This is a genomic window from Nocardioides sp. YIM 152315 (assembly GCF_029210375.1).
Classification (GTDB): Bacteria; Actinomycetota; Actinomycetes; order Propionibacteriales; family Nocardioidaceae; genus Nocardioides.
This window is the reverse complement of record NZ_JARGER010000027.1, coordinates 46615-71522: the sequence shown is the minus strand read 5'-3', so window position 1 is coordinate 71522 and position 24908 is coordinate 46615. Positions and strand designations below refer to the sequence as shown.

The window sequence follows — 24908 nt, the reverse complement described above, 5'->3', positions numbered from 1 at the left end:
GTCGTCCAGCGCGTGCTCTCGCAAGGCGCCGGAGCGAAGGCAGACCGAATCGTCTTTCGAGCGACGGCAACGCAGCGAGAGTGCGTGATGGACGGCGCGCAGCAGGCCAGAATCGGGAGCCACGCCCTAAGCGGCCATCGCCGGGCGAGCCCCGCCCCGGCTTCGAAGCACCCCGTCACCTCACGCCACGAGGGCGAGGCCGTAGACGGCGGCCGATCGGGTGACGGGGTGCTTCTTTTGTCGCCCCCAGGGAGGGGCGGCCAGGGTGGCCGGACCCGGCCATGCAGTGACCGTACGCCGTCAGCGTCGTCGGCGCCGTGGGATCCGGACAATTGCGGTCCAGTAGGCGCCGCGGCACCCTCAACGACTCTCAGAGGCTGACCCACTCCCGCCAAGAGCCAGGTCGACGCTTGGCGTGGACCCGGTAGGGAAATCCGGTCAGCCCTTGGACCGCACTACCGGCTCGCGGTCCCACCCAGGCAGGACCGCCCAGGCTTTGGGATCGTCGACTGCCGGCTCGATCGTCGAGCGGACGGCATCGACGAATCTTTCGCCGACGCCAGGCTCGCGACCGTCGTACCAGTCCACGTCAGCGATCAACTCCGCCCGGGCCTCCGGGTGGAAGTCAAGGTCGAGGGTCATGCCTCACGGGTGGACCGTCGCGCAGCGATCTCGGCGAAGACCTGTTCGCCCGGAATCGTCTCGACATCCCCGGCGACGACCTCGTCGACGCACGAGCCGATCTCCCTGCCCCACGCCTCGTCGACCGCCTCCTGGTCCGCGACCTCGAGCGACTCGAGCAACCGAAGTGCCACGTCCTTGCGCACCGACGGAGGCAGGGCCATCCCGGCCTCGTAGAACTCCGATGCGCTCGGCGACACCACGTCAGTCTGCGACTCGCTCTCGCGGCGACCGGTTCACGACCGTGAACATCACCGAGATCAGGGGCACATTCGGTGAACACGGTCGACGATCCCGACCACGTCCTGCAGATCTCCGCTGGTCAGGACCGTTGTCCACATGGAGCCGCCTGTCGGAATCGAACCGACGACCTATTCATTACGAGTGAATCGCTCTACCGACTGAGCTAAGGCGGCGCGCTGCCCGCGTGGGCAACCCGAGGAAGTATAGGGAGCCGGGGCCCGCCCGCGAAAACGGGGCGGCGAAATGCGAACTGCCCGGATCTGTGGATCCGGGCAGTCGACGGACCCGGCCGTGCGGCGAACGCGACAACGCCGTCGGCCGGGCAGTCCGGGTCAGGCCGCGAGCGTGACCTTCGAGGAGGAGACGGCCTTGTTGCCGGTGACCATGGTCTGGTCGGCCCCGCACCAGCAGGTGAAGGACACGACGATGCCGTGGTCGGTGTTGGCCATCCCGGTGATCTGGCTCGAGAAGATGAGCTGGCGCTTGCGGCACGCGGTGCACTGGTGGTCGAACATGGGATGACCTCCCTCTCACGGTCTTCGTCGCCCGGTCGGCGAACGTCTCCACCACCATGGTCCGCCAACCCAAGCCATAGGGCTAGCCTTACTTTCCTAGAGAAACTAGAGGCTTGACCTAGAGTTGGGCGATGCTCTCGCTGCATCAGCTCACCTGCTTCCTCGCGACCTACGAGCACGGCTCGCTCACCGCGGCGGCCGAGGAGCTCGGCTACGCCCAGCCCTCGGTGTCCGAGCAGATCCGGGCGCTCGAGAAGTCGCTCGGCGTCCAGCTCTTCCGGCGCGTCGGGCGCGGCGTCGTCCCGACGACAGTGGCCGACACCCTGCGCCCCCACGCCGAGCGGGTGCTCGCCACGGTCGACGAGGCGCGGCAATCGGTGCAGCGGGTGAAGAGCTTCGAGACCGGGACCATCCGGTTCGGGATGTTCGGCACCGCGCGGCTGTACGCCGGGGCCGGGCTGGTCGGCGACGTGCTCTCGCGCTACCCCGGGGTCCGCGTCGAGCTCATCGGCCAGAACTCGATGGACGTGCAGGAGGACCTGCGGCGCGGCCGCATCGAGGCCGCGATGATCGCGGTCCCCCAGGTCGACAGCGAGGGGCTGGAGGTCACGCCGGTCGCCCGCGACGAGCTCGTCTACATCAGCGTCGACCCCGGCCGACTCGAGTCGCCGGTGAACGCGCACCGGCTGTCCCTGGCGTCACTGGTGATGCCCGAGACGACCTGGCGTGCGGACGACTCGACCCGGCGGGTGCTGCGCCGGATGCTGCACGAGACCGGCCGCAACCCGCAGACCCGCATCGAGGTGGAGGACGTCGAGACCGCGGTCGAGCTCGTGGGGATGGGCTACGCCGACTCCGTGATCCCCAAGGGCGCGGCACTCCAGCTGCTCCCACGGCTCGCCCCGGACGCCGGCTGGGTGTCGCTGCGGCCGCGTCAGTACGACACGTTCGCGATCGTGCACCGCGCCGGCGCCACGCTCTCCCCCGCCGCCCAGCTGATGATCGAGCTCGCCACCACGCGGATCCAGGCGATCGCCGACCCGCTGTGACGGCGCCGAGTCAGTGGGCGACCAGCGTGGCCCGGAGCAACTGTCCCTCGAACGGGGCGAGCGCGTCGTCGCCGGCCTCGATGACGACCTCGCGCAGCGCACCGGTGAACGGGAAGCCGCGACCGGGCCCGTAGTCGGCGGTCACCGGGGTGCCGCGGTCGAGCCCGACGTCGAGGGTCTGGTCCATCGAGTAGAAGAACGGCAGCGTCCGCGCGACGCGGCCCGCGCCGGCCAGCTCCTCGTCCACCAGGAGGCGCACCTCGCCGCCGCGGCCGGGCCGCCGCCGTCGTAGGCGAAGAGCACCTCGACGAGGTGGTCGCCCGCGAGGAGCGGGGTGGTGGCGCGGACGTGGGTGACCCGCGACCGCGCCGAAGCTGTAGGCGTAGGTCAGCAGGCCGTCCTTGACGCAGCCCGGTCGAGATCTCGATGCCCGCGTTGTCCAGCCTCAACGAGCTGATCAGCTGACGCAGTCGCCACGATCCGAGGCCCCGGGGACGCACCCTCCCCGGGGCCTCAGCACGTCAACCCGTCGTCGGGCACCGCACCGTCGAGCAGGTAGCCCTCGACGGCATCGTCGACACAGTCGTTGCCGACGTTGTATCCGGTGTGACCGTCGCCGTCGCGGCTGACCAGCACGCCCGACTCGAGCTGTTCGGCGAGGTGGACCGCCCACTGGTACGGCGTGGCCGGGTCGCGGGTCGTGCCGACCACCACGATCGGGTCGGCGCCCGCGGCGCGGACCTCCCGCGGAGGCTCGCTCGACTCGACCTGCATGCCGCCGCAGTTCGTGAGGCCCCACGCGAAGACGGAGCCGAAGGTCGGTGACGCCCGCTCGAAGTCCGCCAGGTTGGCGGGCACCTCCCCGGGCGGGATCGACCAGGGGTCGTCGAGGCAGTTGATCGCATAGATGGCCTCGGCGCTGTTGTCGGTGTAGCCCTCGCGACCTCGCGAGACGTAGAGGTCGGAGAACTGCAGCAGCAGCGTGCCGTCGCCGTCGATCGCCGCGCGCAGCCCCGCGCCGAGCGCACCCCAGAAGTCGGGGCTGTAGAGCGGCAGCACGATGCCGTAGAAGGCGTTGCCGACCTCGAGGTCGCGGTCGGAGTCGGTGGGCAGCGGCGCGACGTCGACCCGGTCGAGCAGCTGGCGGATCCGGGCGACCGCGGCGTCGACGGTGTCGCCGAGGAAGCAGTCGCCGTCGTCGACGCACGCCCCGGCGTACGCACGCAGCGCGGTCTCGAAGCCCTCGGCCTGCTGGAGGCTGAGCTCGCGCGACGCGATCGACAGGTCGACGGCTCCGTCGAGCACGAGCCGACCGACGCGGTCGGGGAAGAGGTCGGCGTACGTCGCGCCGAGCTTGGTGCCGTAGGAGGCGCCGTAGTAGGTCAGCGCGGACTCACCGAGGGCGGCGCGCAGCACGTCGATGTCGCGTGCGGCCTCGACGGTGGTGACGTGGGCCGCGAGGTCACCCGACCGCTCGGCACAACCGCGGCCGAGCCGGTCGACCCAGTCGCCGTAGGTCGCGGTCTCCGCGTCCGTGTCGGGGTCGGGATCCTGGGCGACGTAGGAGTCGAGCTCGTCGTCGCTCAGGCAGTCGACCGGCGCGCTCGAGCCGGTGCCCCGTGGGTCGAAGCCGACCACGTCGTAGACGTCGAGCACCGGCTGTCGGAAGACGGAGGAGGCGCTCGCGGCGTAGTCGGTGCCGGGGGCGCCGGGACCGCCGGGGTTGACGACGATCGAGCCGAGGCGCCGATCGGGGTCGGCTGCCGGGACCTTGAGCAGCGCCAGCTCGATCGTCTCCCCGCGGGGCCGGCGGTAGTCGAGCGGCACCTCGAGCACGGAGCACAGGTCGCCGCCACGGCACGTCTCCCAGGTCAGCCGCTGGCCGTAGAAGGGGGCGAGGGCGGCATCGGGTGCCTCGGTCGCGCCCGGCGCGGGCGTCGTGGTGGGTGCCGCGGTCGGCGCGCCGGGGTCTCGGTCGTCGGCGAGGAGCGCCAGGGCCGCGACGCCGACGGATCCGAGCACGAGGGTCAGGACCACGAGCAGCACCATGGCCCGCTGCATCGTCACTTCTCGCGCACCTCCGGTGCCACGAGCCCGAGCATCAGCGACTCGAGCGCGAGGGCCGGCTGGACGTTGAACTCGAGCATCTGCTCCCGCGCCTCGAAGATCGCGGCGATCCGGCGGAGCTGGACCTCGGGGGAGCCGGTGCGCGCGAGCCGCTCGACGTCGCCGCGGATCTCCTCGTTGACGAGCATGCCGGGCGCGCCTGCGGACACCGCGATCGCGTCGCGGTAGACCGAGACCAGGTCCATCAGACCGCGGTCGACGACGTCGAGGTGGCGACGCTTGGCGCGGGACCTCTGGTCCTTCTCGAGCTCGCGCAGGGCGGGGGCGTACTCGCGCGGACGGCGGCCGCGCTCGACCACGCCGTACGCCGTGTCGAGGTCGGCCTTCTCGCGCGCGTCGAGGTCGGAGGTGATCGCATCGGCCTCCTCCTTGGTGACGTCGGCGAGCCGGGCGGCCTTCGTCATGCACGCCCCCAGCGAGGTGAGGGACACCGGGATCGCCACCACCTCGCGTCGCCGGTCGCGGGTCGCCTCGTCCCTGGCGAGCGCCCGGGCCCGGCCGATGTGGCCCTGGCTGGCGCGGGCGGCGTAGGACGCCAGCGCGGCGCTCGCCCCGTCGGTGCGCGCGAGGAACGCGGCGACGTCGTCGGTCGTCGGGGTCGCCAGGGTGACCAGGCGGCACCGCGACCGGATCGTCGGCAGCACGTCCTCGACGGTCGGCGTGCACAGCATCCAGACGGTGCGCTCGGCCGGCTCCTCGATCGCCTTGAGCAGCGCGTTGACCGCGTGCTCGGTGAGGCGGTCGGCGTCCTCGACGATGACGATCTGCCACCCCCGGCCGACCGGGCTGAGCGCGGAGCGGCGGACCAGCTCGCGCACCTCCTTGACGCCGATCGAGAGGCCCTGGGTGCTCACGACCGTCACGTCGGCGTGGCTGCCGGCGAGCACGGTGTGGCACGCGTGGCAGGTGCCACACCCGCGCGGCTCCTCCTCGCACTGCAGGGCCGCCGCGAACGCGACCGCCGCGTTGGAGCGCCCCGAGCCGGGCGGACCGGTGAAGAGGAACGCATGGCTCATGCCGTGGCCGTCGGCCGCGGCCCGGAGCACCTCGACGGCGCGATGCTGGCCGACGAGGCCGTCCCAGACGCTCTCGGTGGAGGACACGGTCATCGGCGCACCGCCTTCTCGAGCAGCGGCGTCACCGCCGCGCGGACCCGCGCGGTGATCTCGTCGACGTCGGCGCGGGCGTCGACCACCAGGTAGTGGTCGGGGTCGGCCGCGGCCATCCGCAGGAAGCCCGCGCGCACCCGCTGGTGGAACTCCAGGGACTCACCCTCGATGCGGTCGCGCTCCTCGAACCGGCCGAGACCGTGCTCCGGCTCCAGGTCGAGCACGACGGTCAGGTGGGGGCGCAGGTCGTGGGTCGCCCAGCGTGCGACGTCCTCGACCTCGTCGAGATCGAGCGCGCGGCCGGCGCCCTGGTAGGCGAGCATCGAGTCGACGTAGCGGTCGGTGATCACGACCTCGCCGCGATCGAGCGCGGGCTGCACGACGGTGTCGACGTGCTCGGCCTTGTCGGCGGCGTAGAGCAGCGCCTCGGTGCGGTCGGAGATCGCCCCGGTCTCGGGGCTGAGCACGATCTCTCGGAGCTTGCGCCCGACCTCGGTGTCGCCCGGCTCGAACGTCAGCACCGCGACGTAGCCCTCGTCGGCCAGCCACGCCGCCAGCCCGCCCGACTGGGTCGACTTGCCCGAGCCCTCGCCGCCCTCGAAGCACACGAACACGCCGGTCTCGGCGTACGCCCCAGGTCGATGCTCCACGGCGTACACCCTAGGCGCGGGCACCGACCGCGACCTGCGGAGGTGCGCCGGCGCGGACGGGGAGGGCGCCCGGGGCCTGCGCCCGTCGCGGCTTCATCAAGGGATGAAGGTCAAGCCGCGCTTCCCGGGACGTGCTCGCCGTGGTAGGCGCAGTTTCGCCCGCATCCCTTGGTGAGACGTCGCCACGCCGACCCCGCCCGACGCACTCGCGGTCACAGCGACAGCGTGACGACCTCGCCGTTCTGCGGGTCGATCTCGTCGGTGTCGTCGCCGGCGATCAGGCCGATCACCACGAAGATCCCGAGCACCACGACGATGATGCCGAGGACGACGAGGGCGACGGCCCGGTAGCGCGTGGTCTGTTCCGGCATGGCCGCCCCGTACCCAGTCGGCGCGACGCAATGCTGTCAGGACTTCTTGGTCGCGGCCTTCTTGGTGGTCTTCTTCGCCGTCTTCTTGGCGGCCGACTTCTTGGCGGCCGACTTCTTCGCGGTCTTCTTGGCCGGCCTCTTCGCGGCCTTCTTGGCGGGACCCTTGGCGCGCCGCTCGGCCAGCAGCTCGGCCGCGCGCTCGATCGTGATCGACTCGACCGAGTCCTCCTTGCGGAGGGTGGCGTTGTACTCGCCGTCGGTGACGTACTCACCGAAGCGGCCGGCCTTCACCACGACGGGCTGCTTGGAGACCGGGTCGGCGCCGAGCTCCTTGAGCGGGGCGACCGCGGCGGCGCGGCCGCGCTGCTTGGGCTGGGCGTAGATGCGCAGCGCCTCGTCGAGGGTGATCGTGAGGAGCTGGTCCTCCGAGGTCAGCGAGCGGGAGTCGGTGCCCTTCTTCAGGTACGGCCCGTAGCGACCGTTCTGGGCGGTGATCTCGTCGCCCGATTCCGGGTCGGCGCCGACGACGCGCGGCAGCGAGAGCAGCTTCAGGGCGTCGTCGAGCGTGATCGTGTCGAGCGACATCGACTTGAAGAGCGAGCCGGTGCGCGGCTTCGCCGCCCCCTTCTTCCCACGCTGCGGGGCGTCCTCGGGCAGCACCTCGGTGACGTAGGGGCCGAACCGGCCGTTCTTGGCGACGACCTGCAGCCCGCTCTCGGGGTGCACGCCGAGCGCGATCTCCTCGCCCGCCGGGTTGGCGAGCAGCTCCTTGGCCTTCTCGAGCGTGAGCTCGTCGGGCGGCAGGTCGTCGGGCACGTTCGCGCGACGGGCGTACGCCGTGCCCTCGTCGTCGGGACCCTCGAGGTAGGGGCCGTAGCGGCCCACCCGCAGGTGGATCCCGGAGTCCGGCCCCGCGACGGGGAACGTCGCGAGCTCGCGCGCGTCGATCTCGCCGAGCCCGTCGACCAGCGGCTTGAGCCCGGTGACGCTGTCGGAGCCGAAGTAGAACTCCGCGAGCTCGCTCTCCCGGTCCTTGCGACCCCCGGCGATCTCGTCGAGCACGTCCTCCATGCCGGCGGTGAACTCGTAGGACACCTGGCGCGGGAAGTGCTCCTCCAGCAGCCGGATCACCGAGAACGCCAGCCACGCCGGCACCAGCGCGGTGCCCTTCTTGTAGACGTAGCCCCGGTTGAGGATCGTGCCGATGATCGAGGCGTAGGTCGACGGCCGCCCGATCTCGCGGTCCTCGAGCTCCTTGATCAGCGTGGCCTCGGTGTAGCGGGCCGGCGGCTTGGTCTCGTGGCCGCTCGCGGAGAGCGAGGCCGCGGTCACCGGGTCGCCCTCGTGGAGGTCGGGCAGCGGCACCTGGTCGTCGTCGCTGCGCTTGCCGGCGTCCGTGCCCTCGACGTACGCCTTGAGGAAGCCGTGGAAGGTGATCACGCGACCGGACGCGGAGAAGACCACGTCCCGGCCGTCGGCGGCCGCGCCGCCGATGCGCACCGACACCGACTGGCCGACGGCGTCCTTCATCTGCGAGGCGACCGTGCGCATCCAGATCAGCTCGTAGAGCCGGAACTGGTCGCCGGTCAGCCCCGTCTGCGCCGGCGTGCGGAACGTGTCGCCGGCGGGCCGGATCGCTTCGTGCGCCTCCTGGGCGTTCTTGACCTTGCTCGTGTAGGTGCGCGGCGCGTCGGGCAGGTACTCGGCGCCGTACAGCTCGCGCACCTGCGACCGCGCGGCGTCGACCGCCGCGCCCGAGAGCGTGGTCGAGTCGGTGCGCATGTAGGTGATGAAGCCGTTCTCGTACAGCCGCTGCGCCACCGACATGGTCACCGAAGCGCTCATGCCGAGCTTGCGGCTCGCCTCCTGCTGCAGCGTCGTGGTGCGGAACGGCGCGTACGGCGAGCGCCGGTAGGGCTTGGCCTCGACGGAGCGGACGTCGTACGTCGTGTCGCTCAGCGCGGCCACCAGCGCCTCGGCCGCGGACCGGTCGAGGTGGACCCGCTCGTCCTTCCTGGACTTCAGCAGCCCGTCGGGACCGAAGTCGGAGCCACCGGCGACCCGGCTGCCGTCGACGGAGTGGAGCTTCGCCGGGAACATCCGGGGCTCCTTGGTCGCCCCGGCGTCGAACGTGCCCTCGAGGTCCCAGTAGGACGCGACCCGGAACGCCATCCGCTCACGCTCGCGGTCGACCACCAGGCGGGTGGCCACCGACTGCACGCGGCCGGCGGAGAGCCCGGACATCACCTTCTTCCAGAGCACCGGGCTGACCTCGTAGCCGTAGAGACGGTCGAGGATGCGGCGGGTCTCCTGGGCCTCGACGAGGTCCATGGCCAGCTCGCGCGGGTTCTCGGCGGCGGCGAGGATCGCGGGCTTGGTGATCTCGTGGAAGACCATCCGGTGCACCGGGATGCCCTTGGGCTTCAGCTCGTCGAGGAGGTGCCAGGCGATCGCCTCGCCCTCGCGGTCCTCATCGGTGGCGAGGTAGAGCTCGTCGGCGTCCTTGATGAGCGTCTTCAGCTTGGAGATGTGCGACTTCTTGTCGCGCGGCACGACGTAGTAGGGCTCGAAGCCGTTGTCGACGTCGACCGCGAGGCGGCCCCACGGCTTGTCCTTGATCTTCGCCGGCGTGTCGGCCGCGCTCTGCGGGAGGTCGCGGATGTGACCGATGGACGACTCGACGACGTACCCCTGGCCGAGGTACTCGCCGATCTTGCGAGCCTTCGCCGGGGACTCGACGATCACCAACTTGTGGGCCACTGGGTCTTCTTCTCTCGCTGGTCCGGTTCCCCCGAGGGTCGCTCTCTCGGGGTGTTACGGCTGGACACGGTAGCGCGAACCCCGGGAAAGGCATTCCCCGAGCCGGTCCTCGGGCCGGTGCAGCTACGCCTCCAGGAAGCCCTCCGCGACCAGCTCGCGCACGACCGGCAGGTACCGCTCTCGCGTGCCCGCGACGTCGAGGTCGAGCAGCTGCGCGAGCGCGTCGAGGATCTGGCCGACGGACAGCTCGCCGTCGCAGGCACCGACGAGCGCCGCCTCGACGGTGTCGGCCCGGCGGGCGCGGCGGAGCCCGCGCTGCTGGCGCAGCACCACCGCCTCCGGGTCCTCGGCACCCGGCGCGCCCAGGGTCTCCTGCTGCACGTCCGGCCGCACCACGGGCCGGGTGTCCAGACCGACCGGCCGGTCGGCGGCCGTCGCCCAGGCGTGCAGCGCCGGGGCGATCGGCTGCTCGACGTCGTACGGCCACTCCAGCAGCTCGCGGGCCGGCCGTGCGGCGCCGGACCGACGCAGGTTGATCCAGCCGAAGCCGACCGCGCGGATCCCCTGCTCCTCGAACCACGACAGCCAGGTGTCGTAGCGGTCGTGGTAGTCGGGCGCGCCGTGCTGACCGGCGTCCTTGAGCCAGAGCTCGACGTACGCCGCGGGGTCGACCACCTCACGCTGCACGACGTAGAGGTCACACGCGGGATCCGCCCAGCCGGCGAGCCGCTCCTCCCAGCCCGCGGTCGGGATCACCCAGTTCGCGAGCACCTGGCACCAGCCGCCGTCGGTGAGATGCGCCGGCGCCGTGCGGACGATGTGCTCGACGACGCGGTCGCCCGGGAGGCCGGAGTCGCGGTAGACGAGGCGGTCGCCGGTGGCCGGCGAGATCACGAACGGCGGGTTGGTGGCGATCAGGTCGAAGCGCTCGCCCCGGACCGGTTCGAAGAACGACCCGGCGCGCACGTCGACGGGCGTCCGGAGGTCGTTGAGGGCCACGTTGAAGCGGGCGAGCCGCAGCGCGCGCTCGTTGACGTCGGTCGCGACGACGCCCTCGCTGTGACCGGCGAGGTGCAGCGCCTGGACCCCGCAGCCGGTGCCGAGGTCGAGCGAGCGCCCGACGGGCTCGCGGATCGTGAGCTGGGCCAGCGACGTGGAGGCGGAGCTGATCCCGAGCACGTGGTCGGGACCGACCCGGTGGGGCCCTCCGTCGAGCCCGGGCGTCAGGTCGCTCACGACCCACAGGTCGTCGCCGTCCGCGGCGTAGGGTCGGACGTCGAGGCGCGCGGCGACCTCGCCGACCGACCGCTCGAGGAAGCCCTCGGCGGCCAGCCGGTCGACGAGACCGGGGAGCGCCGCCTCCGCCGCCCCGAGGTCGACGACGGCCTGCAGCAGGAACAGCCGCACCAGCGTCTCGAGCGGGCTGCCGCCCGTCGTACGCCGCAGCGCGGGCGTGGTCTCGTTGCGCGCCAGGGCGTCGTGGGCGGAGGTGCCGAGCAGCTCCGCGACCCGGTCGTAGGTGAAGTCGGCGGCGACCAAGGACTCCCGGAGCCGGCTCGGGAGGGAGGACTGGTCACGCACGGGCCGAGCCTACGGGCAGGGGCCGTGCAGCACGCCGAGGTCCCGGACGCACGTCGACCCGCCCGAAACTTTCGGGCGGGTCGACGTGGTGGCGACTACTGCTGCTGGCTCGGCGCCTCGAACCGCTGGGTCGGGGCCGGGTCCGACTGCGGCGGCGTGGACGGCGGCGGCGTGGACGGCGGCGGGGGCGGCGGGGGCGGGGCCGTGGCCGTGGTCCCCGGCTCGTCGGCGTCGATCGTGACCGGACGACGCTTGGAGACGTAGACGGCGACGGCGATGCCGAGGAACGCCACCGCCGCGATCACGATCCGCAGCGGCGTGTTGGCGTCCTCGCCCACCGACAGCTTCACGATCGCGGCGACGATCAGCAGCGAGACCAGGTTCATGACCTTGATCAGCGGGTTGATCGCCGGACCCGCGGTGTCCTTGAACGGGTCGCCGACGGTGTCGCCGATGACGGTCGCGGCGTGCGCCTCGGAGCCCTTGCCGCCGTGGTGACCGTCCTCGACCAGCTTCTTGGCGTTGTCCCAGGCGCCGCCCGAGTTGGCCAGGAACACCGCCATCAGCGTCCCGGTCGCGATCGCACCGGCCAGGAAGCCCGCCAGCGGTCCGACGCCCAGGCCGAACCCGACGGCGATCGGCGCCAGCACCGCCAGCAGCCCCGGTGTCGCGAGCTCACGGAGCGAGTCGCGGGTGACGATGTCGACGACGCGGCCGTACTCGGGACGACCGGTGCCCTCCATGATCCCGGGGATCTCGCGGAACTGACGGCGGACCTCGAAGACCACCGCGCCCGCGGCCCGGCCGACGGCGTTGATCGCCAGCCCGGAGAAGAGGAAGACCACGGCCGCACCGAGCAGCGCGCCCACCAGGATGTTCGGGTTGGAGATGTCGAACGAGAACGCGAGCTGGGTCAGCTCGCCCGGCTCCTCGGTGAGCTCGACCTCGTCGAGCGCGTCGGTCAGGCCGTTGACGTAGGAGCCGAAGAGCGCGCTCGCCGCCAGCACTGCCGTCGCGATCGCGATGCCCTTGGTGATCGCCTTGGTGGTGTTGCCGACGGCGTCGAGCTCGGTCAGGATCTGCGCGCCCTCGTCGTGGACGTCGCCCGACATCTCAGCGATGCCCTGGGCGTTGTCGGACACGGGTCCGAACGTGTCCATGGCGACGATGACGCCGACGGTCGTGAGCAGGCCGCAGCCCGCCAGCGCGACCGCGAACAGCGCGATGCCGACCGAGCCGCCGCCGATCAGGAACGCGCCGAAGACGGCCGCGCCGATCACCAGCGTCGTGTAGACCGCCGACTCGAAGCCGACCGCGAGGCCGGAGAGGATGACGGTCGCCGCCCCGGTCAGCGACGTCTTCCCGACGTCCTTGACCGGGCGGTAGTCGGTGCCGGTGAAGTAGCCGGTGAGGCTCAGGATGATCGCGGCGAGCACGATGCCGATCAGCACGGCGACCGCGGCGATGACCCGCGGGTTGCCGTCGGAGGCGACGGTGGCGTTGGCGAGGTCGGAGAAGTCACCGGGCAGGTAGACGAAGGCCAGCACGACGCTCGCGACCGCGCCGATGGCGGCGGAGATGTAGAACGCCCGGTTGATCGTGACCAGGCCGCTCTCGCCGGCGCGCGGCCGGCAGAGGTAGACGCCCGCGACGGCGGTCAGCGCGCCGATCGCCGGGATCAGCAGCGGGAACACCAGGCCCTTGTCGCCGAACGCCTGCGAGCCCAGGATCAGCGCGGCGACGAGCGTCACGGCGTACGACTCGAAGAGGTCGGCGGCCATGCCGGCGCAGTCGCCGACGTTGTCGCCGACGTTGTCGGCGATCGTCGCCGCGTTGCGCGGGTCGTCCTCGGGGATGTTGTTCTCCACCTTGCCGACGAGGTCGGCGCCGACGTCGGCGGCCTTGGTGAAGATGCCGCCGCCCACCCGCATGAACATCGCGAGCAGCGCGGCACCGAAGCCGAAGCCCTCCAGCACGTGCGGCGCGTGCTCCTGGAAGATGATGACGACGATGCTGGCGCCCAGCAGACCGAGGCCGACGGTGAGCATGCCGACCGTGGCGCCGGTCCGGAAGCCGATGTTCATCGCGGGGTCTCGGCCCTCCGCGGTGGCGGCCGCCGCCACCCGGAGGTTCGCCCGCACCGCGAGCGACATGCCGAAGTACCCGACGCAGGCCGAGAACCCGGCACCGACCAGGAAGAACACCGAGCGGAAGATCCGCACGGTGGTGTCGTCGGCGGGCAGGGCGAGCAGCAGGAAGAACGCGACGCCGGCGAAGATCGCCAGGGTGCGGAACTGGCGCTGCAGGTAGGCGTTCGCGCCCTCCTGGACAGCGTGGGCGATGTTCTTCATGTTGTCGGTGCCCTCGCCGGCGGCAAGTACCTCCTGGCGGAACATCGCCGCCATCGCGAGCGCGCCCAGCGCGATCAGTGCGACGACGATGACCAGGACGAGGTTGCCACCGGAGACTTCCACGACAGCGGGACTGATCCCCGTCATGCGGTTCCTCCTGGTGCGATTGCTGGGAGTGATGCAGATCTCACACGGACGCGCCGGAGTCTACGCATGACCGAGAGCGCGAGACCCCCGAGTTGTGATCCGGAACACACGGCGAGTTTCGCGCCGCCGCGACGCGAGCGGAGCGAAGCGACGGGCCGGCGCGACGCGTCTCGAAACCCGCGCGCCGCGAAATGCGAACCGCCCCGCCGTCCGGCTGGACGCGGGGCGGTGCGAGGAACGGGCGCGGGACGCCGTCAGTGGCCGGCGAGCGCGGCCTCCGCGGACTCGTGGATGACGAAGACCTTCGCCAGGCCCGTGATCCGGAAGATCTTGAGCAGGCGATCCTGGTTGCAGACGAGCTCGAGGGAGCCGTCGTGGGCACGGACCTTCTTCAGGCCGCCCACGAGGACGCCGAGGCCCGTGGAGTCGAGGAACTCGACGTCCTCCATGTCCACGACGATGTCGTAGCTGCCGGCGGCAACGAGCTCGGTGATCTTGTCGCGCAGCTTCGGAGCCGTGTAGACGTCGATCTCGCCGCCGACGGCAACGATGGTCTTACCACCGGCATCGCGCGTCGTCAGAGTCAGATCCACCCTAGTCTCCCGGTGCAGTTCGATCGGTCGGCCGGTCCGTCGCAGGACAGCCCACGTCGTCCGGCCTGGTCAATGAAACCACGCTCCAGCCGTCCCGCGCACAAAGTGGGCCACAGACCGGTCGGGCGCTGCCCGGCAGAGTACGCGCTCGCGCGGCCGCCGACGTGCCCGTGTCGGTGCCCTCGGCGAGAATGAACCGGTGACCACGACCCCGCGTTCCCGCCCGGTCGACGTCGCCGACCTGGTGGACCGGCTGGCGTCGGTTCCGGGGCGCGAGGACCGGCTGCGACACCTCGAGGTGCTGCCGCCGCGGGCCGCGACGTACGCCGACTGGCCGGGGTGGGCCTCCCCCGAGGTGGTGGCGGCGTTCCGGGCCCGTGGCCTCGAGCGGCCCTGGCGGCACCAGTCGATCGCCGCCGAGGCCGCGCACGAGGGCCGGCACGTGGTGATGTCCACCGGCACCGCGTCGGGCAAGAGCCTCGGCTACCAGCTGCCCGCGCTGAGCGCGATCCGGGACTCCCGGGGTCCGCGCGGCCAGCGTGGCGCGAGCGTCCTCTACCTGGCGCCGACCAAGGCGCTCGCGCAGGACCAGCTGGCCGGGGTGACGGCGCTCGGCCTCGACGTGCGCGCGACCACCCACGACGGCGACAGCAGCCGCGAGCAGCGTGACTGGGCCCGTGACCACGGCGAGTACGTCCTCACCAACCCCGACATGCTCCACCGCTCGCTGCTGCCCGGGCACCAGCGGTGGTCGTCCTTCCTCGGGGCCCTGCGCTACGTCGTGGTGGACGAGTGCCACCACTACCGCGGGGTGTTCGGCGCGCACGTCTCCCACGTGCTGCGCCGGCTGCGACGCCTGTGCGCGGCCCACGGCGCGTCCCCGACGTTCGTGCTCGCCTCGGCGACGGTGGCCGAGCCCGAGGTGGCCGCCGCCCGGCTGACCGGGCTCGACGTGCTCGCCGTCACCGGCGACGACTCGCCCCGTGGCCGGGTCGCGCTCGCCCTGTGGGAGCCGCCGTTCACCTCCTACACCGGCGAGAACGGCGCACCGGTGCGCCGGGCCGCGTCGTCGGAGACCGCGGACCTGCTCGCGGACCTGGTCACCTCCGACGCCCGCACGCTCGCCTTCATCCGGTCCCGCCGCGGCGCCGAGCAGGTCGCGCTGACGGCGGCCGAGCTGCTCGCGGAGGTCGACCCCTCCCTGCCCGGGCGTGTCGCGGCGTACCGCGGCGGCTACCTTCCCGAGGAGCGCCGCGCGCTCGAGGAGTCTCTGCGCAACGGCGAGCTCGTCGGGCTCGCAGCCACCAACGCCCTCGAGCTCGGCATCGACATCAGCGGGCTCGATGCCGTGCTGATGGCCGGCTTCCCCGGCACCCGGGCGGCGCTGTGGCAGCAGGTCGGGCGCGCCGGTCGCGGTGCGCGCGACGCGCTCGGCATGTTGATCGCCCGCGACGACCCCCTCGACACCTACCTGGTCACCCATCCCGAGGCGCTGCTCGGCCAGCCGGTGGAGGCGACCGTCTTCGACCCCGCCAACCCTCACGTCCTCGGTCCCCACCTGTGCGCCGCCGCCCAGGAGATCCCGCTGACGGAGGACGACCTCCCGCTCTTCGGACCGTCCGCCCGCGAGGTCGTGGACGTCCTGACCGACGGCGGACTGCTGCGGCGTCGGCCGCGCGGCTGGTTCTGGACCGACCGCCGCCGGGCCAGCGACCTCGCCGACATCCGATCCGCGGGCGGATCGCCCGTCCAGCTGGTCGAGGGCGAGACCGGTCGCGTGGTCGGCACCGTCGACGCCGCGAGCTGCCACGCGACCGCCCACCAGGGCGCGGTCTACGTGCACCGCGGCGAGACCTGGCTGGTGCGCTCGCTCGACCTCGACGAGCGCGTCGCGGTCATCGACCGCGCCGAGACCGACTACTCCACGACTGCTCGCGAGCTGACGGACATCTCGATCGTCGAGGAGCGGGAGCACGCGCGCTGGGGCGACTGCCGGCTGTCCTTCGGGACGGTCGACGTCAGCCACCAGGTCGTCGCGTACCTGAAGCGGCGTCAGCCCGGTGGAGAGGTGCTCGGCGAGGAGCCCCTCGACCTCCCCGAGCGGTCGCTCCGCACCGCCGCGGTCTGGTGGACGGTGCCGGGGCAGGTGCTCACCGAGGCCGGACTGCAGTCCCGTGACCTGCCCGGCGCCGCGCACGCGGCCGAGCACTGCTCGATCGGCCTGCTGCCGCTGTTCGCGACCTGCGACCGGTGGGACATCGGCGGGGTGTCCACCGCGGTCCACCCGGACACCGGGCAGCTCACCGTCTTCGTGTACGACGGCCACCCGGGTGGCGCCGGCTTCGCCGAGCGCGGCTTCCACGCGGCCCGAGCCTGGCTGACGGCCACCCGCGACACGATCGTCTCGTGCGGCTGCGACGACGGCTGCCCCTCGTGCATCCAGTCGCCGAAGTGCGGCAACCAGAACAACCCGCTCGACAAGGCCGGCGCCGCCGCCCTTCTCGACCTGCTGCTCGGGGACGGATAGCGTCGCTCCATGGTCGCCGGTCTGCTGCTCGTGGTCGTCGGTGCTCTGGCGGTCGTGGCGGCGGTGTTCACCGCCACCGGGACCGACGTCGAGCTCCTCGGCTTCGACGTCACGGCTGTCGGCCTCTACCTGGTCGGCCTGGCCAGCGGTGTGGCCATCCTGTGGGGCCTCGGCCTGACCAAGTGGGGAGCCAAGCGCACCCTGCGGCACCGGCGCGAGTCCCGGAGGCTCGACGAGCTCTCGACGAAGCTCGACCGGCAGGAGGCCGAGCGCCGCGGCGAGAGCGACGGCGAGCGCACCATCTGAGCTCACCGCCGGCCGTTCATCCGGGCCCGGCACGTGCCTCCGCGCCGAGGTCGGCCGTCTGGCCGAGCCACCGGGGTCCGGCGACCTCGACCCGGAGCCGCACCTCCCGGCCGCTGACCTCGCACGACAGGAGTCGCGCGCCGTTGGCGGTGGCGATCCGACCGCCCTCGCCGCAGCCGTCCGCTCCCTGGGCGATCGCCCGCGCCGCGGCCAGGGCCGCGAGGTCGGCGGCACCCTGTGCCTGGCGATGCGCGTGGATGAGGGCGGCGACCACGCCGAGCGCGGCGGCGAGCAGGACCAGCACCCCGAGGCAGGCGACGGCGAACGGGGTCGCCGAGCCGCGGTCGTCCCCGCTCACCCGCTCCCCACCCCGCTCCCCACCCTGCTCGCCGTCTCCTCGACCACGGCGACCGCGTCGGCGGACACCTCGGCGTGCGGCAGGTCGAAGAGGCCGCCCGGCCCGCTGACCCGGCCGACGACCGTGACGACGACCTCGCCGCCGCCGGTGTCGACGCTGACGCGACTCCCCGGCGGCGCCACCTGCTCCCCGCGCGCCACGGCCGCACCGATCTCGTCGCCGCGCGCGACGGCGCGTGCGGTCTCGCGAGCGGCGTCGACCGCACGCACCTGGGCGCTGCCGACCGCGAGCAGCCAGACCAGACCGATCGTGGCGGCGATCAGCAGGGGCAGCACCATGGCGAGCTCGGCCGTGGCAGCGCCGCGCTGGTCGGCCCGGCTCGCGCGCGGAGCGGGGTGTTTCATCGGGGTCCTCGCGGAATCGTGGACCGGAGGAGCGCAGCGGGGGAGGGCCACGATTCCGTGGGGTGAGTCATCCGATGCCCAGGAGCCCGAGGACGTGGTCGAACAGGGTCTTGAGCAGCTGGTCGCCGAAGCCGCCGGTGAGCAGCTTGTAGAGCAGCCCGGCGAGGCCGGCACCGGCCGCGGTGCCGACGGCGTACTCGGCGGTCGTGATGCCGCGCTCGTCACGCCTGCCGAGGCTGCGACGGCGCAAGCGGTGAAGGTGAAGGGACATGCGAATCTCCTTGTCGTGAAGGCTCCTGAGCGCCTTGCCGGGTTGCCCGATGCGACCCGGGAGCACGACGATGCGCCAGCACGGGGACGGTCCGCGACCGGGCGTGGCGCGGTTGTGGACGACCCGGTCGCAACGCGCGCGGTGGACGACTTCTGGCGCGTGCCTCGGCACGACTCACAGGTCGAGCCCGCTCATCAGCGCCACGACGAGCGGCACGATCCCGATCAGCACGAACGCGGGCAGCAGGCAGAGACCGAGCGGCACCGCGGCCCGGACGCCGACGGCGCGGGCCCGCTCCTCCTGGTCGGCGCGCGCGGCGTGCGCCAACTCGGCGGCGAGCCGTTCGACGGCCGCCACCACCGGCGCACCGGTGTCGTGCGCCCGGGCGAGCGTGCGGCCCAACGGGGCCAGCGCCGGCTCGTCCGCCAGCGACGCCCAGACCTCGGCCGCGTCGAGACCGAGCGACAGCCGGGCGGCCACCCCGGTGAGCCGATCGGCCGCCGGTCCGGGCAGCGCGGCGCAGACCTGGGCGACGCCCTCGGGCGGCGCCGCGCCTGAGCGCAGCGTGGCGGCGAAGAGCGCCACGACGTACGGGAGGTCACGGGCGAGGGCGCGCCGACGTGGCGTTCGGAAGCGGGCTCGGCGCGACCGATCACGACCCACACGACGACGCCGGCCATCGCCCCCGTGACGACGCCTCCGGGCCCGGACACGAACACCAGTGCTCCGGCACCGGCGCTGGCCGACCACAGCAGGCGGTGCCGGTGCAGCCAACCGGCTTCGACGGGCGCCGCCGCTGGGACGACACGAGCGGGCAAGGACGGACGCGTGCGCACCAGCAGCGCGGCGGCGGCCGCCGCGGCCAGCGCCGCCAGCCAGCTCATGATGCCGGTCCGGCCCGGTCCGCGTCGCGGGCGATCGCCTCGATCCACCACAGCCCGCCGAGCCCGAACGCCAGCCCCGCGGCCAGACAGGCCATCCCGGCGGGCGTGCCCAGCAGGAAGCCCCAGGGATCTCCCCCGGTGCCCGACCCCATGAGCAGCGCGACGATCGGGAGGCCCGCCACGAGCCGCGCCGTCGCTCGCGCCGAGGCGAGCTCACCGGACACCACCCGGCGGGTGCCGGAGTCGGCGCGGAGGGACTCGGCGACGCGGTCGACCGTCGAGGCGAGCCCCTCACCCGTGCGGTGCGCGACCTGCCAGGCGGCGGCGACGACCCGCAGGTCCGCGGCGCCCTCGACCCCGGCGGCGACCGCGCGCATCGCTCCCGGCACGTCCGCGCCGACCCGGAAGGCGGCCGCCACGGGCGCCAGCGGCTCCCAGGCTCGCGCGGCCCGGTCGAGGCAGTCGCCCGGTGGCAGACCGCCGGCCAGCTCGCTCGCGATGGCCTCACAGGTCTCGAGTACCCGCGCCGCCGTGGCCTCCGCGGCCCTGCGCGCGCGCTGACGGCGCACGAGCGCGACACCGCCGACCGCGGCAGCGCCGCCGACCACGATCAGGGCCGCGAGGTCGGGTACGAGGAGCACGGCGAGCAGGACGACCGCGGCTCCCCCCAGGAGCAACGCCCGAGGCGCCGGCCGGGGCCGACCACCCAGGCGAGGGGGCGGACGCACCAGGAGGGCGACGGCGGCCGCCGCGCACCCGGCGGCCAGCGCCGCGCTCACGGCTCGCCGCGCAGCCGGGACGCCAGGGCGGCGGCTGCCGGCCCGGGACGGGACCTGCCGTCGGCGTCGACCTCGAGCGCGGCGGTCATCGAGACCAGCCCGTCGGCGGACCGGGTCGGCACCGCGACCTGCCGCAGTCGCCGGATCCCCGCGCGGTCGCGCGCGAGATGCAGCACGACGTCGACTGCCGAGGCGAGCTGGCTGTGCGCGGCGTCGCGGCCCAGCCCACCGGCCAGCGCCAGCGCCTCGATGCGAGCCGGGACGTCGAGCGCGGAGTTGGCGTGCAGCGTGCCGCAGCCGCCCTCGTGGCCGGTGTTCAGCGCGGCGAGCAGGTCGACGACCTCACCACCGCGGACCTCGCCCACGACGAGCCGGTCGGGGCGCATCCGCAGCGCCTGGCGCACCAGGGTGCGGACGTCGACGGCGCCGGCCCCCTCGATGTTGGGCGGCCTGCCCTCGAGAGCGACGACGTGGGGATGGTCCGGGCGCAGCTCGCTCGCGTCCTCGACCACCACGACCCGCTCCGTCGCCGGCACCCTGGTGAGCAGCGCGGCGAGCAGCGTGGTCTTGCCGGAGCCGGTGCCCCCGCTGACCAGGAACGCGAGCCGCGCACCGACGATCGCGTCGAGGAGGTCGGCCGTGCCCGGGTCGAGGGTCCCGCGCTCTGTCAGCTCCTCGAGCGTGAACGGCTGGCGGCGCGGCACCCGCAGCGAGATCGCGGTGCCGGGGCGCGACAGGGGTGCGAGGACCGCGTGGAAGCGCGTGCCGTCGGGCAGCCGCAGGTCGACGTACGGCGTCGCGTCGTCGAGCCGGCGCCCGCCGAGTGCGGCGAGCCGCTGCGCGAGCCGGCGGACGCCGCCGTCGTCGGGGAACCGGACCGTCGTGCGCTCGAGCCCTCTCCCGCGGTCGAGGTAGACGTGCTCGGGACCGTTGACGAGCACGTCGGTCACGTGCGGCGTGCGCAGCAGGGGCTCGAGCGGTCCGGCGCCGACCACGTCGCGCCGCAGCGTCTCGTAGACGGCGAGCACGGCTGCGTCGCCGACCGGTCGTCCCCGCTCCCGCAGCGCCTCGGCGACCCGGTGGGGGGTCAGCTCGCCGGGCGAGCTGGCGAGACGGTCGCGAACCGCCTCCAGGTCGGTCGGATCGACGTCCACGGTGCTCATGGGGACGCTCAGGCCGCCGCGCTGGCGTGCATCAGGGACAGTTGGTCGAGGACCTCGCCGGCCGCCCGGCCGAGCGCCCCGCGGTGGGACCGCACCGGCCCGAGCCCGAGGTCGATCGCCTCGGAGAGTCCACGCTGGTCACCCATCGTCGTCAGCACCGGGACGCGCGTCGCCCGGGCGATCGCCTGCGGATCCACGCCGCTGCCACGCACCACGAGACGCACCCGGCCGGGGTCCGGATGGCGGGCGCAGATGCGCACCGCCGACGCGACGCCCGCGACGGTCGGGACGACGACCACGAGCAGCCGATCGCACCGTGCCGCCACCTCGTCGACCAGCGGGTCGCCGGTGCGTGGAAGGTCGACGACCACGAAGTCATGACCCCGCTGCGCGGCCGATAGCACCTCTCGCACGGCGAACGCCTGCAGCGAGCCCGGCGGTCCGGCGCGCCAGGTCAGGGCGGCGAGATGCTCGCGCCGCGGCAGCGCCTCGCGCAGGGACCGGGCGCTGAGCCGCCCGGTCGCGTGGCCCAGGCCGTCCCACCGCACGCCGTCGCGTTCCTCGAGCCCGAGCACCCGGTCGACCCCGGGGCCGAGCGGGTCCGCGTCGACGACGACCGCCCGCCCCCGGCGAGCCGCGAGCTGGCCGAGTGCGCAGGCGAACGTCGTGGCGCCCGCACCTCCGCTCCCCCCGGTCACGCCGATCACCACCCCGACGGTGCGGTGCGGGTCGCCGAGATCGGTGAGCGCCTCCACCAGCCAGCCCTCGGACGCGGGCAGCTCCGCCACGCTCTCGGCGCCGAGGGCGACCGCCACGCGGAAGAGGTCGTCCGGCACCGGCCCCCACGCCACGACGTGCACCCCGGGTCGTCGCGCCGGGAGGATCGCCGCCAGCTCGGGCGCGACGTCGGCGCCGACCAGCACCAGCGGTGCGACCGGCCAGTGGCGAAGAGCGGCACCGAGGTCGGGCGCGACCTCGGGTTCGATGCCTGCCGCGGCCGCCAGGCGGTGCAGCTGGTCGAGGAGGGAGCGATCACGGGTCACGATGAGCGGAGCTGTCATGCCGGCGATGGTTCCCGGATCGCGATCCCGGCGGCGGAGGACGGGATCCCTTTGTGGACAGGGGTGTCGGACTGCGGTGTTGTGGACGAAAGGTGGGCCGCCGACCTCTACGATTGAGGGCATGGCGCCGACCGCGGCCTTCTTCGACCTCGACAAGACGATCATCGCGAAGTCGAGCACGCTCGCGTTCAGCAAGCCGTTCCAAGCGGGCGGGCTGATCTCGCGGCGCGCGGTGCTGCGCTCGGCGTACGCCCAGTTCGTCTACCTCGTCGGCGGCGCGGACCACGACCAGATGGAGAAGATGCGGCAGTTCATGTCGCAGCTGTGCACCGGCTGGGACGTCGCCACGGTGCGCGAGATCGTCGCCGACACCCTGCACAACGTCGTCGAGCCGCTCGTGTACGACGAGGCCGTCTCGCTCATCGAGGAGCACCAGCTCGCCGGGCGGGACGTCGTCATCGTGTCCGCGTCCGGCGCGGAGGTCGTCGAGCCCATCGCCGCGATGCTCGGCGCCGACCGGGTGATCGCGACCCGGATGGAGATCGTCGACGGTCGCTACAGCGGCGAGATCGAGTACTACGCGTACGCCGAGGAGAAGGCGCGTGCGATCCGCGAGCTCGCCGACGAGGTGGGCTACGACCTCGCCAGCTCCTACGCCTACAGCGACTCCGTCACCGACGTCCCGATGCTGGAGGCGGTGGGGCACTCCTACGCGGTCAACCCCGACAAGGAGCTGCGGCGGGCCGCGGCCACCCACGAGTGGCCGGTGCTCGTCTTCACCAAGCCCGTCGCCCTGCGCGCGCGGGTGCCGCTGCCGCCTCCCAAGCCGACCCTCGCCGCCCTCGCCGTCGGCGGCGTCGTGGCCGTCGGCGGCGTGATCTGGGCGAACGCACGCAAGCGCCGCCTCGGCGCCTGACCGGCCCACCCTCAGCTCCCAAAGTCAAGGGACGCCGGGGGTTGAAGAGCCCCGGAGACCGGCGTACAAACGAAGCCAAGAACTCCACATCCGCACGTGAGCCGGGTACCCACGCGGCGATCTACCCTTCCTACAGGGCGCAGGCCGAGCCGGGACACTCCCGGGGCCGCAGTTGGATGATGCACGCCTGGTAGCCGACGGACTCACGTGTCAGCGGCGGCACCCGGCCCAACCACTCGAGATCCGGGTGCCGTTCGCATCTCCGAGTGCCGCGAGTCTCGAGACCCGGTGACCTTCGGGCGAACGGTGGGCGGACACCGAGCGGGGTTTCGAGAGGGGACTTCGTCCCTCCTCAACCACCGCAGGACGGACTCCGTCCCTCCTCAACCACCGTGGACGGGGCTGGCCTGGGCGCCGGCGGCGTACGCCTCCGCCGCGTAGAGCAGCCAGGCGTGCGTGCCCGCGGGGCCACCGTCGGCGTACCCCCGCAGGTTCGACTCGTACGCCGCGCGCAGGGCCAGGTGCCCCGCCTCCGGCACGACCAGCGACTTCTCGTCCACGCCGCGCGCGACGAGCACCAGCCGCTCGGCGGCCCGGGCGACGATGCCGTTGTGCGACGGGAACGCCGCCGCGGTGACCAGCTCCGCGTGCACCACCGCGGCCACGAGCAGAGCGGGCGCCGAGGTCGTGGCCGACAGCAGATCGGCGACCGCGCGCAGCCGGGCGGCGGCGGCGCCGGCGCGCGGGCGGCCGCGGCTCTCGTCCGGCAGCCCGGCGGCCGCGAGGGCATGGATCCGCGCCAGCGCCTGCAGCGGCGACCGGCCGAGCACCGGCGCCAGGCCGAGCAGCTCGGTCGAGACCCGGACGGCGTCGACGGCGACCTCGTCGCCGCGGCCTTCCCGCACCTCGGCGAGCGTCGAGCCCGAACCCTCGAGCACGGCGCTGGCGTGCGCCCCGCGCAGCAGGCTCTCGGCCGTCGTCTCCGGGGAGGTACGGCGCAGCCCGCGGTCGCGCAGCGTCACGTCGATGCCGTCGCGCGCGGCGGCGTACGCCGAGGGCACCCCCTCGAGGGCGATCAGCCGCGACAAGGCATCGTCACTCATTCGGGGTCCCCGCGGAATCGTGGGCTGGAGGAGCGCAGCGGGGGAAGCACGCGATTGCGTGGGGTGAGCTCACGTCCGGAAGGCTATCCAGCAGGTACGGTGAGCCCGATGACCGACCAGCCCGACCGCGCCCTCTCCTTCGGCTCCGTGGCCGAGGCCTACGACCGCGGCCGGCCGACCTACCCGCGCGAGGCCGCGGCCTGGCTGGTCGGAGACGAACCGGTCGTCGTGCTCGAGGTCGGCGCGGGCACTGGCAAGCTCACCGAGGCGCTGCTCGCCCTCGGGCACGAGGTCCACGCGACCGACCCCGACGACGCGATGCTGGCGCGGCTGCGCGCGCGGCTGCCCGACGTACCGACGTCCGTCGCCTCCGCCGAGCGACTCCCCGCGGCCGACGCGTCGTACGACGTGGTCGTGGCCGGCCAGGCGTTCCACTGGTTCGACCACGAGCGGGCGCTGCCCGAGATCGCGCGCGTCCTGCGGCCCGGTGGCCGGCTCGCGCTGGTGTGGAACGAGCGCGACGAGCGCATCCCGTGGGTCAAGAGGCTCGGCGCGATCATCGGCAGCCAGGAGCAGGCGACCGACCCCACCGAGACGATCGCGGCGTCGGGTCGCTTCGGCGAGGTCGAGCGGACGACGTTCAAGCATTGGCAGGTGATCGACCGCGAGTCCGTGCAGGACCTCGTGGTCTCGCGGTCCAACGTCGCCACCCTCGACCACGACGCGCGGCAGGCGAAGCTGGCCGAGGTGCTGGCGTTCTACGACGACTACGGCCGCGGCATGGACGGCATGCAGCTGCCGTACGACGCCTCGTGCTTCCGGGCCACGACCGCCGACCGTCCCGAAGGCGCGTCGGGCGCCCCCACGGACGCCACCGACGCGGGCAGCACTCCGACGGCGACCGGGGGCGAGCCGGCCGGCACCGACGACGTCCTGCTCATCGACTTCCGCTAGCGACC

The 24908-nt window shown here is 73.2% G+C and carries 25 protein-coding genes and 1 tRNA gene; 5 read left to right on the top strand and 21 right to left on the bottom strand.

The genetic code is table 11. The annotated features are described in order from the left end of the window. Positions 1-438: 438 nt before the first annotated feature. From PZ894_RS08750 to PZ894_RS08735, 4 genes are all read right to left on the bottom strand, one after another. Entirely contained in the window at positions 439-642 is a 204-nt protein-coding gene (locus tag PZ894_RS08750) for a hypothetical protein (RefSeq protein WP_275744119.1), read from the bottom strand. Then, a complete protein-coding gene (locus PZ894_RS08745; protein ID WP_275744118.1) occupies positions 639-881 on the bottom strand; it encodes an addiction module protein in 243 nt (80 codons plus the stop codon). The genes PZ894_RS08750 and PZ894_RS08745 overlap by 4 nt, the downstream gene beginning before the upstream one ends. Before the next feature lie 140 nt (positions 882-1021). Next, positions 1022-1097: transfer RNA gene (locus tag PZ894_RS08740), tRNA-Thr, on the bottom strand. Between the two features lie 159 nt (positions 1098-1256). After that, a complete protein-coding gene (locus tag PZ894_RS08735) occupies positions 1257-1439 on the bottom strand; it encodes a hypothetical protein (protein ID WP_275744117.1) in 183 nt (60 codons plus the stop codon). Between the two features lie 131 nt (positions 1440-1570). Between PZ894_RS08735 and PZ894_RS08730 the strand changes: the two genes are divergently transcribed. Beyond that, entirely contained in the window at positions 1571-2488 is a 918-nt protein-coding gene (locus tag PZ894_RS08730) for a LysR family transcriptional regulator (RefSeq protein ID WP_275744116.1), read from the top strand. A 10-nt stretch (positions 2489-2498) separates the two neighbouring features. Here PZ894_RS08730 and PZ894_RS08725 read toward each other — a convergent pair whose 3' ends face one another. The 9 genes from PZ894_RS08725 to PZ894_RS08685 all read right to left on the bottom strand — a co-directional run bounded on the left by PZ894_RS08725 (position 2499) and on the right by PZ894_RS08685 (position 14177). Next, positions 2499-2735, bottom strand: a complete 237-nt coding sequence (locus tag PZ894_RS08725) for a hypothetical protein (RefSeq protein WP_275744115.1) — start codon at positions 2733-2735, stop codon at positions 2499-2501. Positions 2736-3001: 266 nt separating this feature from the next. After that, positions 3002-4549, bottom strand: coding sequence for an alpha/beta hydrolase (locus PZ894_RS08720; RefSeq protein WP_275744114.1), 1548 nt, complete (start codon positions 4547-4549; stop codon positions 3002-3004). A 2-nt stretch (positions 4550-4551) separates the two neighbouring features. Next, entirely contained in the window at positions 4552-5724 is a 1173-nt protein-coding gene (locus PZ894_RS08715) for a DNA polymerase III subunit delta' (RefSeq protein WP_275744113.1), read from the bottom strand. After that, the gene (gene tmk / locus PZ894_RS08710; protein WP_275744112.1) at positions 5721-6374 is read right to left on the bottom strand and encodes a dTMP kinase; all 654 of its coding nucleotides are present in this window, start codon (positions 6372-6374) and stop codon (positions 5721-5723) included. The genes PZ894_RS08715 and tmk overlap by 4 nt, the downstream gene beginning before the upstream one ends. 212 nt (positions 6375-6586) lie before the next feature. Further along, positions 6587-6745, bottom strand: coding sequence for a hypothetical protein (locus PZ894_RS08705; RefSeq protein WP_275744111.1), 159 nt, complete (start codon positions 6743-6745; stop codon positions 6587-6589). A 36-nt stretch (positions 6746-6781) separates the two neighbouring features. Beyond that, positions 6782-9505 (bottom strand): type I DNA topoisomerase, encoded by a 2724-nt coding sequence (gene topA / locus PZ894_RS08700; RefSeq protein WP_275744110.1) that lies wholly within the window; start codon positions 9503-9505, stop codon positions 6782-6784. A 123-nt stretch (positions 9506-9628) separates the two neighbouring features. After that, complete coding sequence (locus tag PZ894_RS08695) at positions 9629-11086, bottom strand: methyltransferase (RefSeq protein WP_275744109.1); 1458 nt, start codon at positions 11084-11086, stop codon at positions 9629-9631. 95 nt (positions 11087-11181) lie between these two features. Next, positions 11182-13584 carry a sodium-translocating pyrophosphatase gene (locus tag PZ894_RS08690; RefSeq protein WP_275744108.1) on the bottom strand — a complete coding sequence of 801 codons (2403 nt, stop codon included), beginning with the start codon at positions 13582-13584 and terminating at the stop codon, positions 11182-11184. A gap of 254 nt (positions 13585-13838) precedes the next feature. Beyond that, a complete protein-coding gene (locus PZ894_RS08685) occupies positions 13839-14177 on the bottom strand; it encodes an anti-sigma factor antagonist (RefSeq protein ID WP_275744107.1) in 339 nt (112 codons plus the stop codon). A 199-nt stretch (positions 14178-14376) separates the two neighbouring features. Between PZ894_RS08685 and PZ894_RS08680 the strand changes: the two genes are divergently transcribed. Together PZ894_RS08680 and PZ894_RS08675 are read left to right on the top strand one after the other, a co-directional pair. After that, positions 14377-16704 (top strand): DEAD/DEAH box helicase, encoded by a 2328-nt coding sequence (locus PZ894_RS08680; protein WP_275744106.1) that lies wholly within the window; start codon positions 14377-14379, stop codon positions 16702-16704. A 9-nt stretch (positions 16705-16713) separates the two neighbouring features. Continuing rightward, positions 16714-17010, top strand: a complete 297-nt coding sequence (locus PZ894_RS08675; protein WP_275744105.1) for a hypothetical protein — start codon at positions 16714-16716, stop codon at positions 17008-17010. Between the two features lie 16 nt (positions 17011-17026). Here PZ894_RS08675 and PZ894_RS08670 read toward each other — a convergent pair whose 3' ends face one another. From PZ894_RS08670 to ssd, 7 genes are all read right to left on the bottom strand, one after another. After that, entirely contained in the window at positions 17027-17368 is a 342-nt protein-coding gene (locus PZ894_RS08670; RefSeq protein WP_275744104.1) for an Rv3654c family TadE-like protein, read from the bottom strand. Then, on the bottom strand, positions 17365-17772 hold the full coding sequence (locus PZ894_RS08665) for a TadE family protein (protein ID WP_275744103.1): 408 nt from the start codon (positions 17770-17772) through the stop codon (positions 17365-17367). The genes PZ894_RS08670 and PZ894_RS08665 overlap by 4 nt, the downstream gene beginning before the upstream one ends. Before the next feature lie 67 nt (positions 17773-17839). Beyond that, entirely contained in the window at positions 17840-18043 is a 204-nt protein-coding gene (locus PZ894_RS08660) for a DUF4244 domain-containing protein (protein WP_275744102.1), read from the bottom strand. A gap of 174 nt (positions 18044-18217) precedes the next feature. Beyond that, positions 18218-18628, bottom strand: a complete 411-nt coding sequence (locus PZ894_RS08655; RefSeq protein ID WP_275744101.1) for a type II secretion system F family protein — start codon at positions 18626-18628, stop codon at positions 18218-18220. Positions 18629-18923: 295 nt separating this feature from the next. After that, entirely contained in the window at positions 18924-19706 is a 783-nt protein-coding gene (locus PZ894_RS08650; RefSeq protein ID WP_275744100.1) for a type II secretion system F family protein, read from the bottom strand. Then, complete coding sequence (locus tag PZ894_RS08645) at positions 19703-20869, bottom strand: TadA family conjugal transfer-associated ATPase (RefSeq protein ID WP_275744099.1); 1167 nt, start codon at positions 20867-20869, stop codon at positions 19703-19705. The genes PZ894_RS08650 and PZ894_RS08645 overlap by 4 nt, the downstream gene beginning before the upstream one ends. Positions 20870-20877: 8 nt before the next feature. Continuing rightward, positions 20878-21930 carry a septum site-determining protein Ssd gene (gene ssd, locus PZ894_RS08640; RefSeq protein WP_275744098.1) on the bottom strand — a complete coding sequence of 351 codons (1053 nt, stop codon included), beginning with the start codon at positions 21928-21930 and terminating at the stop codon, positions 20878-20880. Positions 21931-22051: 121 nt separating this feature from the next. On the opposite strand from ssd, the gene PZ894_RS08635 reads away from it, so the two are divergent. Continuing rightward, on the top strand, positions 22052-22846 hold the full coding sequence (locus PZ894_RS08635) for an HAD family hydrolase (protein ID WP_275744097.1): 795 nt from the start codon (positions 22052-22054) through the stop codon (positions 22844-22846). A 383-nt stretch (positions 22847-23229) separates the two neighbouring features. Here PZ894_RS08635 and PZ894_RS08630 read toward each other — a convergent pair whose 3' ends face one another. Continuing rightward, positions 23230-23949: an oxidoreductase gene (locus PZ894_RS08630; RefSeq protein ID WP_275744096.1), complete on the bottom strand. Its 720-nt coding sequence runs from the start codon at positions 23947-23949 to the stop codon at positions 23230-23232. Between the two features lie 108 nt (positions 23950-24057). Between PZ894_RS08630 and PZ894_RS08625 the strand changes: the two genes are divergently transcribed. Next, entirely contained in the window at positions 24058-24903 is an 846-nt protein-coding gene (locus PZ894_RS08625) for a class I SAM-dependent methyltransferase (protein WP_275744095.1), read from the top strand. Positions 24904-24908 lie beyond the last annotated feature (5 nt).

Excerpts from the sequence above, each read along its gene's own strand:
- PZ894_RS08750 (WP_275744119.1), bottom strand. The coding sequence starts at position 642 with ATGACCCTCGACCTTGACTTCCACCCGGAGGCCCGGGCGGAGTTGATC.
- PZ894_RS08735 (WP_275744117.1), bottom strand. The coding sequence starts at position 1,439 with ATGTTCGACCACCAGTGCACCGCGTGCCGCAAGCGCCAGCTCATCTTC.
- PZ894_RS08730 (WP_275744116.1), top strand. The coding sequence starts at position 1,571 with ATGCTCTCGCTGCATCAGCTCACCTGCTTCCTCGCGACCTACGAGCAC.
- PZ894_RS08720 (WP_275744114.1), bottom strand. The coding sequence starts at position 4,549 with ATGCAGCGGGCCATGGTGCTGCTCGTGGTCCTGACCCTCGTGCTCGGA.
- PZ894_RS08715 (WP_275744113.1), bottom strand. The coding sequence starts at position 5,724 with ATGACCGTGTCCTCCACCGAGAGCGTCTGGGACGGCCTCGTCGGCCAG.
- PZ894_RS08705 (WP_275744111.1), bottom strand. The coding sequence starts at position 6,745 with ATGCCGGAACAGACCACGCGCTACCGGGCCGTCGCCCTCGTCGTCCTC.
- PZ894_RS08690 (WP_275744108.1), bottom strand. The coding sequence starts at position 13,584 with ATGACGGGGATCAGTCCCGCTGTCGTGGAAGTCTCCGGTGGCAACCTC.
- PZ894_RS08675 (WP_275744105.1), top strand. The coding sequence starts at position 16,714 with ATGGTCGCCGGTCTGCTGCTCGTGGTCGTCGGTGCTCTGGCGGTCGTG.
- PZ894_RS08665 (WP_275744103.1), bottom strand. The coding sequence starts at position 17,772 with ATGAAACACCCCGCTCCGCGCGCGAGCCGGGCCGACCAGCGCGGCGCT.
- PZ894_RS08660 (WP_275744102.1), bottom strand. The coding sequence starts at position 18,043 with ATGTCCCTTCACCTTCACCGCTTGCGCCGTCGCAGCCTCGGCAGGCGT.
- PZ894_RS08645 (WP_275744099.1), bottom strand. The coding sequence starts at position 20,869 with ATGAGCACCGTGGACGTCGATCCGACCGACCTGGAGGCGGTTCGCGAC.
- ssd (WP_275744098.1), bottom strand. The coding sequence starts at position 21,930 with ATGACAGCTCCGCTCATCGTGACCCGTGATCGCTCCCTCCTCGACCAG.
- PZ894_RS08635 (WP_275744097.1), top strand. The coding sequence starts at position 22,052 with ATGGCGCCGACCGCGGCCTTCTTCGACCTCGACAAGACGATCATCGCG.
- PZ894_RS08630 (WP_275744096.1), bottom strand. The coding sequence starts at position 23,949 with ATGAGTGACGATGCCTTGTCGCGGCTGATCGCCCTCGAGGGGGTGCCC.
- PZ894_RS08625 (WP_275744095.1), top strand. The coding sequence starts at position 24,058 with ATGACCGACCAGCCCGACCGCGCCCTCTCCTTCGGCTCCGTGGCCGAG.